Source organism: Rhodococcus sp. P4_B6, from assembly GCF_056402215.1.
On sequence record NZ_JBFUHV010000207.1, the window covers coordinates 1 to 13327 of the forward strand.

13 protein-coding genes and 1 pseudogene are annotated in these 13327 nt (G+C 67.7%); 4 read left to right on the forward strand and 10 right to left on the reverse strand.

The window, feature by feature from the left end:
* The 7 genes from AC1DWT_RS44455 to dctA form a co-directional block, all read right to left on the reverse strand.
* Positions 1-510, reverse strand: a 510-nt coding sequence (locus tag AC1DWT_RS44455) for a glycerate kinase (RefSeq protein ID WP_477925707.1), incomplete at its 3' end; no start/stop codon positions are given.
* An 8-nt stretch (positions 511-518) separates the two neighbouring features.
* On the reverse strand, positions 519-2324 hold the full coding sequence (gcl, locus tag AC1DWT_RS44460; protein WP_206013488.1) for a glyoxylate carboligase: 1806 nt from the start codon (positions 2322-2324) through the stop codon (positions 519-521).
* A gap of 36 nt (positions 2325-2360) precedes the next feature.
* Positions 2361-3245, reverse strand: a complete 885-nt coding sequence (locus tag AC1DWT_RS44465; RefSeq protein WP_206013489.1) for a 2-hydroxy-3-oxopropionate reductase — start codon at positions 3243-3245, stop codon at positions 2361-2363.
* 35 nt (positions 3246-3280) lie between these two features.
* Positions 3281-4102, reverse strand: coding sequence for a hydroxypyruvate isomerase family protein (locus AC1DWT_RS44470; RefSeq protein ID WP_206013490.1), 822 nt, complete (start codon positions 4100-4102; stop codon positions 3281-3283).
* A gap of 26 nt (positions 4103-4128) precedes the next feature.
* Positions 4129-4536 carry an allophanate hydrolase-related protein gene (locus AC1DWT_RS44475; RefSeq protein WP_072951000.1) on the reverse strand — a complete coding sequence of 136 codons (408 nt, stop codon included), beginning with the start codon at positions 4534-4536 and terminating at the stop codon, positions 4129-4131.
* 4 nt (positions 4537-4540) lie between these two features.
* A complete protein-coding gene (locus tag AC1DWT_RS44480) occupies positions 4541-5323 on the reverse strand; it encodes an MTAP family purine nucleoside phosphorylase (protein ID WP_072950998.1) in 783 nt (260 codons plus the stop codon).
* On the reverse strand, positions 5316-6749 hold the full coding sequence (gene dctA, locus AC1DWT_RS44485; protein ID WP_206013491.1) for a C4-dicarboxylate transporter DctA: 1434 nt from the start codon (positions 6747-6749) through the stop codon (positions 5316-5318). The genes AC1DWT_RS44480 and dctA overlap by 8 nt, the downstream gene beginning before the upstream one ends.
* Before the next feature lie 227 nt (positions 6750-6976).
* Here dctA and AC1DWT_RS44490 point away from each other — a divergent pair, with 227 nt between their 5' ends.
* The 4 genes from AC1DWT_RS44490 to AC1DWT_RS44505 all read left to right on the forward strand — a co-directional run bounded on the left by AC1DWT_RS44490 (position 6977) and on the right by AC1DWT_RS44505 (position 9848).
* Positions 6977-7747 (forward strand): IclR family transcriptional regulator, encoded by a 771-nt coding sequence (locus AC1DWT_RS44490; RefSeq protein ID WP_072950995.1) that lies wholly within the window; start codon positions 6977-6979, stop codon positions 7745-7747.
* A 60-nt stretch (positions 7748-7807) separates the two neighbouring features.
* Complete coding sequence (locus tag AC1DWT_RS44495; protein WP_087558768.1) at positions 7808-8023, forward strand: hypothetical protein; 216 nt, start codon at positions 7808-7810, stop codon at positions 8021-8023.
* On the forward strand, positions 8020-8511 hold the full coding sequence (locus AC1DWT_RS44500; RefSeq protein WP_206013492.1) for a Clp protease N-terminal domain-containing protein: 492 nt from the start codon (positions 8020-8022) through the stop codon (positions 8509-8511). The genes AC1DWT_RS44495 and AC1DWT_RS44500 overlap by 4 nt, the downstream gene beginning before the upstream one ends.
* Before the next feature lie 101 nt (positions 8512-8612).
* Positions 8613-9848, forward strand: coding sequence for a helix-turn-helix transcriptional regulator (locus AC1DWT_RS44505; RefSeq protein ID WP_072951023.1), 1236 nt, complete (start codon positions 8613-8615; stop codon positions 9846-9848).
* A 47-nt stretch (positions 9849-9895) separates the two neighbouring features.
* On the opposite strand, the gene fdhD is transcribed toward AC1DWT_RS44505, so the two are convergent.
* The 3 genes and pseudogenes from fdhD to AC1DWT_RS44520 form a co-directional block, all read right to left on the reverse strand.
* Positions 9896-10717: a formate dehydrogenase accessory sulfurtransferase FdhD gene (fdhD, locus tag AC1DWT_RS44510; protein ID WP_206013493.1), complete on the reverse strand. Its 822-nt coding sequence runs from the start codon at positions 10715-10717 to the stop codon at positions 9896-9898.
* Positions 10718-10720: 3 nt separating this feature from the next.
* Positions 10721-13045, reverse strand: coding sequence for an FdhF/YdeP family oxidoreductase (locus tag AC1DWT_RS44515; RefSeq protein ID WP_477925713.1), 2325 nt, complete (start codon positions 13043-13045; stop codon positions 10721-10723).
* A 116-nt stretch (positions 13046-13161) separates the two neighbouring features.
* Positions 13162-13327 (reverse strand): annotated as a pseudogene (locus AC1DWT_RS44520) (MBL fold metallo-hydrolase); the annotation flags it as partial.

The following is a 13327-nucleotide window of genomic DNA, read 5'->3' on the forward strand; positions in this document are numbered from 1 at the left end:
GCGTGCGTGGCGCAGTGCCGCCCCGCCCGGTGCGACGTCCCTGCCGTCGGCGTCGAGAACACGCACGCCGAGAGCCTGCAACAAGCCGGCACCGCCGTCGGTTGACGCGCTGCCCCCGAGACCGACGATGATCTCGCGGACTCCCCCATCCAGCGCGTGCCTGACGACGGTGCCGAGTCCGAATGTACTGGCACCCAGTGGGTCCGGAGCACCGCCGGGGAGCAGGACCAGGCCTACCGCCGACGCCAGCTCCACCACCGCGGTCGAACCGCGCACCGCGTACGACGAGGTCACGGGCAGCCCCGTCGGTCCCGTCGTGTCGACCGGCACCGGGGTCCATCCCGCGGCGACGGCGGCCGCGACCGTGCCGTCGCCGCCGTCCGCCACCGGAACGCGATCGATCACCCAGGACGGTGCACCGGCGACGAGCCCGTCGGCGAGAGCGTCCGCGACCTCCGCCGCGGTGAGGGACCCCTTGAACTTGTCGGGTGCGACCAGGACACGTGTCACGGTGTCCCCTAGTCCAGCAGCATGAGGGCCGTGGGGGCGTGCTCCCAGCTCTCCGCCAGATCCTCGAACTCCGCGACGTTGTCGAGTTCGGTGCCCATCGCGATGTTGGTGACGCGCTCGAGGAAGACCTCGACCACCACCGGGACCTTGTGCTCGCGGGCGAGTTCACGGGCCTTCTCGAGCGCGCCGGCGATCTCGCCGGGCTCGGTGACCCGCAGGGCCTTGCAGCCCAGCCCCTCGGCGACCTTGACGTGGTCGACGCCGTACCCCTTCGGCACCGCGGGCAGCGTCTCGTGCTCGCTCCGCTCCTGGGTGTTGATGTTGTCGAAGCCCAGTTGCACGCAGAAGTCCATGTCGAACGCGCGCTGCGCCTGACGGATCAGCCCCAGATAGGAGTTGTTCACCACCACGTGGATGTACGGCAGGTTGAACTGCGCACCCACCGCCAGTTCTTCGATCATGAACTGGAAGTCGTAGTCGCCCGACAGCGCCACCACCGACGTCTCCGGCTCTGCGGCAACCACTCCCAGTGCCGCCGGGATGGTCCAGCCGAGCGGACCGGCCTGCCCGCAGTTGATCCAGTTGCGGGCCTTGTACACGTGCAGGAACTGGCCGCCGGCGATCTGCGAGAGTCCGATCGTGCTGACGTACCGCGTRTCACGGCCGAAGACGCGGTTCATCTCCTCGTACACCCGCTGCGGTTTGACGGGCACGTCGTCGAAGTGGGTCTTGCGTTGCATGGTCCGCTTCCGGGTGGCGCAGTCCTCCACCCAGGTGCTGCGGTCCGCCAGTGTTCCGGCGGCCTTGCGCTCCTTCGCGATGGCGACGAACTGTTCCAGCGCCGCCTTGGCATCGGAGACGATCCCGTAGTCGGGTGCGAACACGCGACCGATCTGGGTGGGCTCGATGTCGACGTGGACGAACTTGCGTCCCTTGCGGTAGGTGTCGAGGCCGCCCGTGTGCCGGTTGGCCCAGCGGTTGCCGATGCCGAGGACGAAGTCGGACGCCAGCATGGTGGCGTTGCCGTACCGGTGCGCGGTCTGCAGTCCGACCATGCCGGCCGCGAGACGGTGATCGTCCGGGATCGTGCCCCAGCCCATCAGCGTCGGCACCACCGGAACGTCCAGCAGTTCGGCCAGTTCCACGAGCAGGTCCGAGGCGTCGGCGTTGATGATGCCGCCGCCCGCGACGATCAGCGGGCGGTCGGCGGCACCCAGCATGTCGAGCGCCTTCTCCGCCTGCGCACGGGACGCGGCCGGCTTGTACACGGGCAGCGGCTGGTACGTGTCGGGATCGAACTCGATCTCCGCCAACTGCACGTCGATCGGCAGGTCGATGAGCACCGGTCCCGGCCTACCGGACCGCATGAGGTGAAATGCCTGCGCGAACGCTCCCGGAACCTGGGCCGGCTCGAGCACCGTCATCGCCATCTTCGTGACCGGGCCTGCGATCGACGCGATGTCGACGGCCTGGAAGTCTTCCTTGTGCAGGCGCGCGACCGGGGCCTGCCCGGTGATCGCGAGGATCGGGATCGAGTCCGCCATCGCCGAGTACAGGCCGGTGATCATGTCGGTGCCTGCGGGCCCGGAGGTGCCGATGCAGATCCCGATGTTCCCGGCCTTGGCCCGGGTGAATCCCTCGGCCATGTGCGAGGCACCCTCGACGTGGCGGGCGAGGACGTGCTTGATCCCGCCGTGATCACGCATAGCCGAGTAGAACGGGTTGATCGCCGCACCGGGGAGGCCGAACGCCTGGGTGGCGCCTTCGAGTTCCAGAATCTTGACCGCTGCGTCAGCGGCGCGCATACGAGGCATATCACTTCTCCATCGAGGATTACGAGTTGAAACGGGTCACTGGGAGGGGCGGCCGGACAGCCGCTCCACTCCACGCAGCAGTCCCGAATGGTCCAGGCCGCCATCACCGTTCGCACGGGCGGAGGCCATCAGCTGGGCGACGACCGCGCCGAGCGGTGTCACGACACCGGCCTCACGGGCCGCGCTGGTCACGATGCCGAGGTCCTTGTGGTGCAGGTCGATGCGGAATCCGGGTTCGAACGACCGGTCCAGCATCTTCTGCGCCTTCTGGTTGAGGACGGCCGATCCGGCCAGCCCGCCACCGAGCACCTCCACGGCGGCCGCGGTGTCGACACCGTAGGCCTCGAGGAAGATGATCGCCTCGGCGAGGAGTTGGATGTTGCCGGCGACGATCAGCTGGTTCGCGGCCTTCACCGTCTGCCCGGAGCCGTTCGGGCCCACGTGGACCACGGTCTTCCCGACGACGTCGAGGATCGGCTTCGCGGCGGCGAAGTCCTCGTCCTTGCCACCGGCCATGATCGACAGGGCCGCGTTCTTAGCGCCTGCCTCGCCACCCGATACCGGTGCGTCGATCAGCCGGAATCCACGCTCCGCCGCCTGCGCGGCGAGTGCGGTGGTGACGTCGGGCCGGATGCTGGAGAAGTCGATGATCAGGGCGCCGGCCGGGGCGTGCGCGAACACACCGTCCTCACCGGCGAGTACGGCCTGCACGTCGGGCGAGTCTGGGACCATGACGGCCACGACGTCGGCACCGGCGACGGCCTTGGCGATGGAGTCGGCCGCGGTGCCTCCGGCCTCGACGAGTGCCGCGGTGCGCTCGGGCGAGCGGTTGTATCCGACCACCTGGTGGCCGGCCTTGGTGAGATGAACGGCCATGGGGCTGCCCATGATTCCGAGTCCGATGAATGCGATTGTGCTCACGAGTCTCCTCGATTCCGTCGAAGTGTGGTGGTGTGTCAGCGGCCGGCGCGGGTCGCGCGCTGCTCGCGGGGCAGCCAGTCGAACGTGTCGGGCCGCGTCGCCTTGTATTCGAGGCCGACGTAGCCGCGGTAGCCGTGTCCGGCGAGCCTCTTCAGGTAGCCGTCGATGTCGAGGGTTCCGGTGCCGGGTTCGCCGCGCCCCGGCGCATCCGCGATCTGCACGTGCCCGATCCGGTCGGCGTAGGTGTCGATCGCGGCGCCGACGTCGTCGCCGTTGACCTCGAGGTGGTAGAGGTCCGCGAGGAGCCGGAGCGAATCGACACCGTGCTCGGCCTTCACCCGGTCGATCACGGCGATCGCCTCGGCCGCGGTCTTCAGCGGGTACGCCGGTGTGCCACTGACCGGTTCGACGAGCACGACCGCACCGATACGGTCCGCTGCCTTGCCCGCCTGGGCGAGGTTCTCGGTGGCCGTGTCGTCCTGAATCTTCGGATCCGTGCCGTCGATACGATTACCATAGAGGGCGTTGAAAGCTTTGGTGCCCAGCCGTTCTCCGATTCCGACGGTGACGTCGATGTTGTCGCGGAACGCCGACACCTGCGCCGGGTCGGACAGCAGTCCGCGATCTCCCGCCGGCATGTTGCCCGCCGCGAAGTTCAATCCGGTGAGCTGCACTCCGGCGTTCTCGATCGCGGCCACGAAGGCGTCGACGTCGCTGTCCTGCGGTACGGCGGTGTCGAACGGCCACCAGAATTCGACGGCGTCGAATCCGGCGTTCCGGGCGGCCTGCGGGCGCTGCAGGAGCGGCACGTCGGTGAGCAGGATCGAGCAGTTCAGGGTGTAGGCAATGTTGTCCATCGGCTGTTCTTTCGCTTTCGGGGTGTTCAGGAGACGGTGGTGTTGTCGGGCTCGGGCAGGCCGCGGTAGCGTCGCCAGCCGCCGTGATCGGTAATCTCGGTGAGCTCGCCGGCCTTACTCTCGAGCAGACCCGGTCGCAGCCCCACTGCGAGAACCGAACGGCCGTCGGACAGTTCGATCACGGTGAGCTCGAGTTCCTCGGGCTCCTCGGGGAGGAAGTCGGTGCGGATGTCGCCGATCGGCACGTCGTAGAGTTCGCCCTCGATCGAGGCGCCTCCGGTCTCCGTCAGGAGAAGGGCAGGAAATTCGTCGCGTACGGAGAAGAATCGGTAGTTCGGCGCGGTCCGTACCGTGCCGAGGAACGTGTGCGCAGACACGTTGTGATGCAGGTTTCCGCCACGCATCGCTCCACCGTTGCAGAACAATTCGGCCATCTTGTCAGCTCCTTCTTCCGTGGGCAGTTGCCGTCGTTTCCGGCTTGTCTGCCAGTTCGATCGCGACCTGAAGCAGTGCTTCGCGCAGTCGCTTGGTGTTGGCGTCGAGTCCTTCGCGCACCAGATCCTGGGTGACCGGCCACGGGGTGTCGCTGATGACGTCGTGATCGGTGACCAGGGCGATGCAGGTGTAGGACATGCCGAGTTCCCGGGCCAGTGCCGCTTCGGGATACGGGGTCATGCTGATCAGGTCCCAGCCCTGGGCCGCGTACCAGCGGGATTCGGCGCGAGTCGAGAACCGGGGGCCGCGGATCGCGACCATCACGCCGCCGTCGTTGACGACCCAGCCGCTCCTGCGGAGCGTCGAGACCACGGCCTGCCGTCCGCGGACGCAGAACGGGTCCGCGAAGGAGATGTGGACGTCGTCGTCGTGGAACGTGTCGTCGGTGCGACCGGTGCGGTCGACCAACTGGTCGGGGACGACGACCGATCCGACACCGATCGCCGGTCGCAGCGAGCCGGAGGGGGTGGGAGCGAGGATGGTCCGGACGCCCAGGCTGTGCAGTGCCCAGATGTTGGCGCGGGCGTTGATCCGGTGCGGCGGGATGTTGCGGTGCCGCCCGGTGCGGGTCAGGTAGGCGAGCCGGCGGCCCCCGGAGGATCCCAGGACGATGTTGTCGGAGGTGGGACCGTACGGGGTGTCGACCGAGACCTGCTCGGCGTCGTCGAGCAGACCGTGATAGCCCCAGGTACCGAGGAGCCCGACGGTGGGCTGGGTGTCAGGCATGGTGGTTCACCGTTCCTTCCGGGGTCCTGTTCACGGTCAGCGCTTCGGGCTTCTCGATCGCCGGCTGGGCCGGTGTGGTCGCGAGGTGTTCGTGCCCGGGGTGGGGGTGGGCGACGACGTCGTCCGGGTCGTCGGGCGTGACCGTCCCGTCGAGAACCGCCCGCATCTTGTCCTTGTCGAGCAGGCCCTCCCAGTTCGCGACCACGAACGTGGCCATGCAGTTGCCGAACAGGTTGGTGAAGACCCGCATGGAGTCCATCAACCGGTCGGCGCCCAGGAGCAGCGCGACTGCGGCCACGGGGAAGGCGCCGATCGCGGCGGCGGTGGCCGAGAGTGCGACGAACGCGGAGCCCGGCACGCCTGCCATGCCCTTCGAGCTGAGGATGAGGATGCCCATGATGGCGAGCTGCTCCCCGAACCCGAGGTCGACGCCCACCGCCTGCGCGAGGAACATCATCGCGAGCGACAGGTAGATGGCGGCACCGTCGAGGTTGAACGAGTAGCCGGTGGGAATCACCAGTCCGACGACGGCGCGGTCGCAGCCGGCGTTGTCGAGCTTCTTGATGATGCGGGGCATGACGGCCTCGGACGACCCCGTGCCCAGCGCGAGCATGAACTCTTCTCGGCAGTACTTGACGAACTTCCAGGGATTGACGCCGGTCAGGAGCCTGACAACGGTGGCGAGGACGACGATGAAGACCAGGGCCGCGCCATACGCCGCGAGCACCAGGATCCCGAAGGACTTGAGTGAACCGGCACCGTAGTTGCCGACGGTGTAGGCCATCGCACCGAATGCGCCGAGCGGCGCCAGGTACATGATGTAGCCGACGATGCGGAAGATGACGTGCAGCGACTGGTCGATCACGTCCATCAGGACCGGCGGGGCGGACTCGCTGTAGGACGCGAGAGCGACGCCGAAGAGGATCGAGAACAGCAGCACCTGGAGCAGGCTGTTCGTGGCGAACGCGTCGAACACGCTGGTCGGGATGATGTGCATGACGAACTCGACGCCGCCGGGCATGTGACCGCCCTGCGTCTTCTCGTCCAGCGCGGAGGTGTCCAGCGTGGCCGGGTCGATATTGAGGCCACTGCCCGGCTGCACGAGGTTGCCGACCAGCAGGCCAAGCCCCAGCGCGCAGATCGTCGCGCCCATGAACCAGAGCAGTGCTTTGGCGCCGATCTGGCCGAGCGCCTTCATGCTGCCGACCTTCGCGATGCCGGTGACGATCACCAGGAAGATCAGCGGGGCGACCACCATTTTGATGAGCTTGATGAAGCCCTCGCCCAGTGGCGCCAGGTGATGCGAAAACTCGGGGAACAGGATGCCGGTGGCGATGCCCAGGGCAATTCCGATCAGGACCTGGACGAACAGCGATCTGTACCAACGCTGCTTCTTGGGTTTTGCAGCGATTTCGACTTCAGACACGGGGCCCTCCCTCGGGGCTTGGTGTTTTCCATATTATGGAAGTTGTATTTCGTATCTCGATATAGTGAACGCCGTCACACCGCGTTTTGTCAACCGATGTAGCGAAGGAATCGGCGCGATCCGCCACAACCGCGCTATCGTCATACGGAGCGCCCTTTCCGCCTGACGGAAAGAATGGGGGGCTCCCGGGGGAGGCACCCCGAGGCAGTCAGAGGATGGAGCCAGACATGACGAACGGTCAGAACGCGGCCGGCGGCGTGCAGTCGGTCGAGCGTGCATTCGACATACTCGAGATCATGGCGAGCGCCGGCGGGTCCATCGGCGTCAGCGAACTCGCCGAACTGGCCGGACTCCCCCTCCCGACGATCCACCGGCTCATCCGCACACTGATGAACCGCGGGTACGTGCGGCAACTGCCCACCCGCCGGTACGCGCTCGGCCCCAAGCTCATTCGGCTCGGCGAGAGCGCCACGCAACTGATCGGCGCGTGGTCGCGGCCGCACCTGTCCGAACTGGTGCGAGGCACCGGCGAGACCGCGAACATGGCCGTCCTCGACGGCACCATGGCCGTCTACGTCGCGCAGGTGCCGTCCGAACACGCGATGCGCATGTTCACCGAGGTCGGCCGCCGCGTGTACCCGCACTGCACCGGTGTCGGCAAGGCCATCCTCATGCAACTGTCGAACGACGCCGTGCGCTCACTGGTCGGCCGGACCGGCATGACGACCTACACCGAGAACTCGCTGACGGACCCCGACCTGCTGATCGCCGATCTGGAACTGAGCAGGAACCGCGGATTCGCCATCGACGAGGGCGAGCAGGAGATCGGCGTCCGCTGCTTCTCGGTGCCGGTGCCGAACGCCCCGACGCCTACCGCCATCTCCGTCTCCGGGCCCGCGGCCCGCGTCACCCTCGAGTCGGCCGACCACATCGTGCCGCTGCTCAAGCGCGTCGCGAAGGAACTCGGCACCGAGTTCGACAAGAACGCGGCGCTCTAGGTGCACCCTTCCATCAACAAAGGTTGACGAGGTTCGCCTCATCAACTTAAGTTGATACCTGTGAGTGACGATCCGAACCCGGCCACCGCGTTCGCTGCCGTCGTCGCGCTGCGGCGGCAGGCCGATCAGCTCGAGCGTGACGCCGTCGCCGACGCACTGTCCGCCGGCTGGACGTGGGCGGACATCGGTCAGGCGCTCGGCGTCTCGGGTCAGGCGGCGCACAAACGCCTCGGCCCGGGGCGATCCGCCGACAAGAAGACGAGGGGACCACGATGAAATTCACCCGGGCATGGCGCGACATGCGCACGATGAAAACCCTGTTCTCCGAAACGGAGGCCGAAGCCGACCGGCTCGGCGACCGCGAGCCCGGCCTCGAACACCTGCTCCTCGCGTCGTTCGCGCTGCCGGACGGAACAACGAGCCGGGTGTTCGACCGTCTCGGATCGAACCGGGACGTGCTGCGCGAGGCGATCATTCACGTGCACGGCGAGGCCCTCGCGGCGGCAGGCATGACCGACACGGGCGCCGCCACCAGCGCGCTCAGCCGCCCCCGCACCGGTCCGCTGCGGCTGACCGAACCGGCCCAGGGCGCGTTCCGCAACGCGGTGGCTCTCGCGAAATCGGAGCGCAGACCGATCGTCGGCGCCGACATCGTCGCGGCCGTGGCCACGATCACCCACGGCACCGCGGCGCGGGCACTGGAATCGCTGGGGTTCGTCCGGTCCGCAGTCGTCGACGCCGCGCGGTCGGAGCCGGCACGATGACCGGACAGCCCAGGATCGGTGTTCGCCGTCTGCGCGGATAGGCTCGACACGTGGTTCTTCCCAGCGCGACTTCGGTGTCACCGGCAGATGTTCTCGGTTCGATGCGGGACGTCATCGACGGTCCCCTGCCCGACATCGCCGTCCGCTTCTCCAAGTTCCTCGCCGACATCTGGCCGCACACCGCGCTGGTGATCTTCACCCGGGAATGCACGGGGCGTCCCCGCAAGGTCAGCGGYGACCCCGCGGTGGTCGAACGGGTCACCATCGCCGAATTGGACGCGTTGCGCACCCGCATGACGGAAGGCACGCCGTTCGACGACCAGACCGTGGTGGCCGGCTCGAAGCGGAAGGTCTGGGCGCTGCTCGACGCGACCGGAACCCTCCTCGTCGTTCTGCCGAAGCCGCGGCAGCAGATTCGGGAGGTCCCGCTGGTGGCGGGCGCCTTCGGTGTCGTCGCCGTGTCGATCCGGCATCAGGTCGCGCAGGCCAGCCCGGCGTACCTGGCGGAGTCGCGGGCCGCGTCGAGCGAGCGGGCCAGGACCATCGTGGAGTTGACGGACCTGCACGCCGCGACACTCGAATCCATCCTGTCGACACTGCGGTCCAAGGACCTCGACGACCGTCGGTCGCGGATCACGGCGAGCGAGACGGCGTCGTCGGCGCTGATCACTCTGCGGTCAGCGGGCGAGTCCGACCGCATCCTCGCGGAGGAAGCCGTCACGACGGCGTTCGCCCGGTTGCAGGGCGAACTGCGACCGCTGCTGCAGCACCGGCCCGTGCGCGTCGACTACGTCGATCCGCCGGTGGACGGTCGCGCGCTGCCCGGTGAGGTGGCCAGCGCCGCGCGCGCGGTCGTGCGCAGCGCCGTCCTGGCGTTCGCGACCCAGTCCACCCTCGAGCGCATCCGCATCGCCTGGGACTGYGACGGCTCCAACCTCCTGGTCGAGGTACGCGACGACGCCGAGGGCGGACTCGACACCGACGCACTGGTGCGGCAACTCTCCGGCCGGGTGCACACGCTCGGTGGCCGGATCGACGTCGAGTCGGTCGACGGGTGGGGGTCCCGGGTGGCGGTCGCGATCCCCCTCGACGTCCCCGCGGCCCGACCGGACGAACAGCAACTCGGCGACCTCAACCCCCGCGAACTCGAGGTCCTTGGCCACCTGGCCACGGGCAAGAGGAACAAGGCGATCGCCGACAGCCTCGGCATCAGTGAGAGCACGGTCAAGTTCCACGTCGCGGGTGTGCTGAAGAAACTCGGGGTGGCGTCCCGGGGCGAGGCGGGCGCGATCGCCCTCGAGGCCGGCGTCCGCGCCGATACCACCGGCAGGCACTGACCCCAGGTGAGTGGCGCGGTGTGTGGGAGCACGCTGTGCCACTCACCTCAGGTGATGCGGTCGGGGTGGGTGTAGAGGTTCATGGTGGTGCCGCGCAGGAACCCGATCAGGGTCAGGCCGGTGTCGTGGGCGAGGTCGATCGCCAGCGACGACGGCGCGGACACCGCCGCCAGGATCGGAATCCCGGCCATCACCGCCTTCTGCGCCAACTCGAACGACGCCCGACCGCTGACGAGCAGCACCGTTCCACGCAGCGGAACCCGGTCCTGCTCGGTGGCCCACCCGATCAGCTTGTCGACCGCGTTGTGCCGGCCGACGTCCTCCCTGACCGCGAGCAGTTCCCCCGTGCGGGTGAACAACCCCGCCGCATGCAGACCCCCGGTGGTGTCGAACACCTTCTGCGCGGCCCGCAACCGGTCGGGGAGTTCCACGATGGTGGCCGAATCGACCCGCACCGTGTCCGCCGCCGGGGAATGCTTCGTGCGTTGCCGGATCGCGTCCAGGGACGCCTTCCCACACACCCCGCACGAGGAGGTGGTGTAGAAGTTGCGTTCGATCCCCATGTCGGGCAGGAACACCCCGGGTGCGAGATCCACGTCGAGGACGTTGTAGGTGTTGACACCGTGCTCGTCGACGCTGTTGCAGTACCGGATCGACGCAACATCCGCGCGGCCGGCGATGATGCCCTCCGTCAGCAAAAACCCCTGCGCCAACTCCACATCCGAACCCGGGGTCCGCATCGTCACCGCCAACGGTGTCCCGTTCACCCGGATCTCCAGGGGTTCCTCCACCACCACGGTGTCCGGCCGGGTCGAGTGCCGGGTGTCGGTGATCCGGGTGACCGGGGTCCGGGTCGTCACCCGCCCCACCGGTCAGCCCCGCCCTTCGAGGCGGATCGTGACCGCCTTCGACACCGGCGTGTTCGACTTTTTCGCGACGTGATCGAGCGGGATCAGCGGATTCGTCTCCGGATAATAGGCGGCCACATTCCCGACCGGGGTCGGGTAGGGCACCAACCGGAAATCCTCCGCCCGCCGCTCCTGCACCGTCCCGTCCGGGGTTTCCCATTCCGAGACCAGGTCCACCCGATCCCCATCGGCGTACCCGAGGGCGGTGATGTCGAGTTCGTTGATGAACAGCACCCGCCGGCCGCCCTTCACACCGCGGTAGCGGTCGTCGAGACCGTAGATGGTGGTGTTGTACTGATCGTGCGAGCGCATGGTCTGCAGGATCAGCCTGCCTTCCGGCACCGGCACCCAGGACAGGTCGTTGACGACGAAATTCGCCTTCCCCGTGTCGGTGTCGAAGCGGCGCTCGTCGCGGGGTGGGTGCGGSARYCCGAAYCCGTCSGGYYSGCGSACCTTGGTGTTGAARTCCTCGAACCCSGGGATCACCCGGGCAATGGAATCGCGGATSCGGTCGTAGTCGGCCGAAAATTCCGCCCACGGCACCGCATGCTCCGGCCCGAACAACGCCTGCGCGATCCCGCASACGATSGMSACCTCRCTGCGCAACTGCTCGCTCGCGGGGGTGAGGCYGCCGCGGGASAGGTGCACCATCGACATCGAATCCTCGACCGTCACCTGCTGCTTGCGACCGTTTTGGASGTCCTTGTCGGTGCGCCCGAGCGAGGGCAGGATCAGCGCGGCCTGCCCGGTGACGAGGTGCGAGCGGTTCAGTTTCGTCGACACCTGCACCGTCAACGCACAGTTGCGTAGCGCGGCCTCGGTGGTCTCGGTGTCCGGGGTCGCGGAGACGAAGTTGCCGCCCATCCCGATGAACACCGACGCCGTCCCGTCCCGCATCGCCCTGATCGAATCGACGGCATCGAGGCCGTGCGTGCGCGGGGACCGGATCCCGAACTCCGCATCCAACGCGGCCAGGAACGCTTCGGGCATCTTCTCCCAGATGCCCATCGTCCGGTCGCCCTGGACGTTGGAGTGCCCGCGCACCGGGCACACCCCGGCCCCGGGTTTGCCGATCATCCCCTGCAGCAGCAGCAGGTTCACCGCGTCCTGGATGGTCGCCACCCCATGGGTCTGCTGCGTGAGGCCCATCGCCCAGCAGATGATGGTCTTCTTCGATCCGATCAACGCGTCCGCCGTGGCCCGGATCTGGTCGAGCGTCAACCCGGTCGCCGCCACCACCGTCCCCAGATCGACCCGCCGCAGGTGTGCCGCGCACTCCTCGAACCCGGCGGTGTGCCGGTCGATGAACTCCCGGTCCAGGACGGTGCCCGGTGCCGCGTCTTCGGCCTCAAGCAGCAACCGGCCCAAACCCTGGAACAGGGCCTGRTCGCCGCCGATCCGGATCTGCAGGAACTCGTCCGCAATGGCCACSCCGTCACCGACGACGCCGTGCACCTTCTGCGGGTCCTTGAACCGCAACAACCCCGCCTCCGGCARCGGGTTGATCGCGATCACCCTCGCCCCATTCGCCTTCGCCTTCTCCARSGTSGASAGCATCCGSGGRTGATTCGTSCCCGGRTTCTGGCCGGCGATCAGGATCAGATCSGCGTTCTCSAKGTCGGGGACCGACACCGACCCCTTCCCGATCCCGATCGTCTCCACCAACGCACTACCCGAGGATTCGTGGCACATGTTYGAACAATCCGGCAGGTTGTTCGTCCCGAACGCCCGGATCATCAACTGATACACGAACGCCGCCTCATTACTGGTGCGCCCGGAGGTGTAGAACACCGCCTCGTCCGGCGATCCCAGACCCCGCAGYTCCCCSGCGATCAACGCGAACGCCGCATCCCACCCGATCGGCTCGTAATGCGTGGCCCCCGGCAGCAACACCATCGGATGCGTCAGYCGGCCCTGCTGCCCCAACCAGAACTCGGTCCGGCCCARCAACTCCGCCACCGAATGCTGGGCGAAGAACTCCGGGGTCACCGTCCGGGTCGTSGCCTCCTCCGCGACCGCCTTCGCCCCGTTCTCACAGAACTCCGCATGCTTACGGTGCCCCGGAGTCTCCGGCCACGCACACCCCGGACAGTCGAACCCGTGCCGCTGATTCAGCCGGAAGAAGGTCCGCGCCGTGCGCACCGGACCCATCTGCTCCAAACCACGCTTGAGCGACACCAACACCGCAGGAACACCCGCCGCATAGGACTTCTCGTGCGTGACGACGACATCATCCTCGTCGAAGGTGTACCTGTCGGTGGCCTCGGGGCGGTCGGTGGTGTCGGTCATCGAATCAGCGTCCTCAGGGTGTGCCGGTGTTTCTCAGCGTTCTCGGTGTTTCTCAGTGTCGTTCTCGGTGTTTCTCAGTGTCGTTCTCGGTGTTTCTCGGTGTTTCTCAGTGTTTCTCAGTGTCCTCGGGCAATCCACTCGGCGAGATGCGGGGCCTCGGTACCGATCGTGGTCCCGTCCCCGTGCCCGGTATGGACGAGCGTGTCCTCGGGCAACGCGAACAACCGGTCCCGGATCGACCCGATGATCGTCGGGWAATCCGAGAACGACCGACCCGTGGCG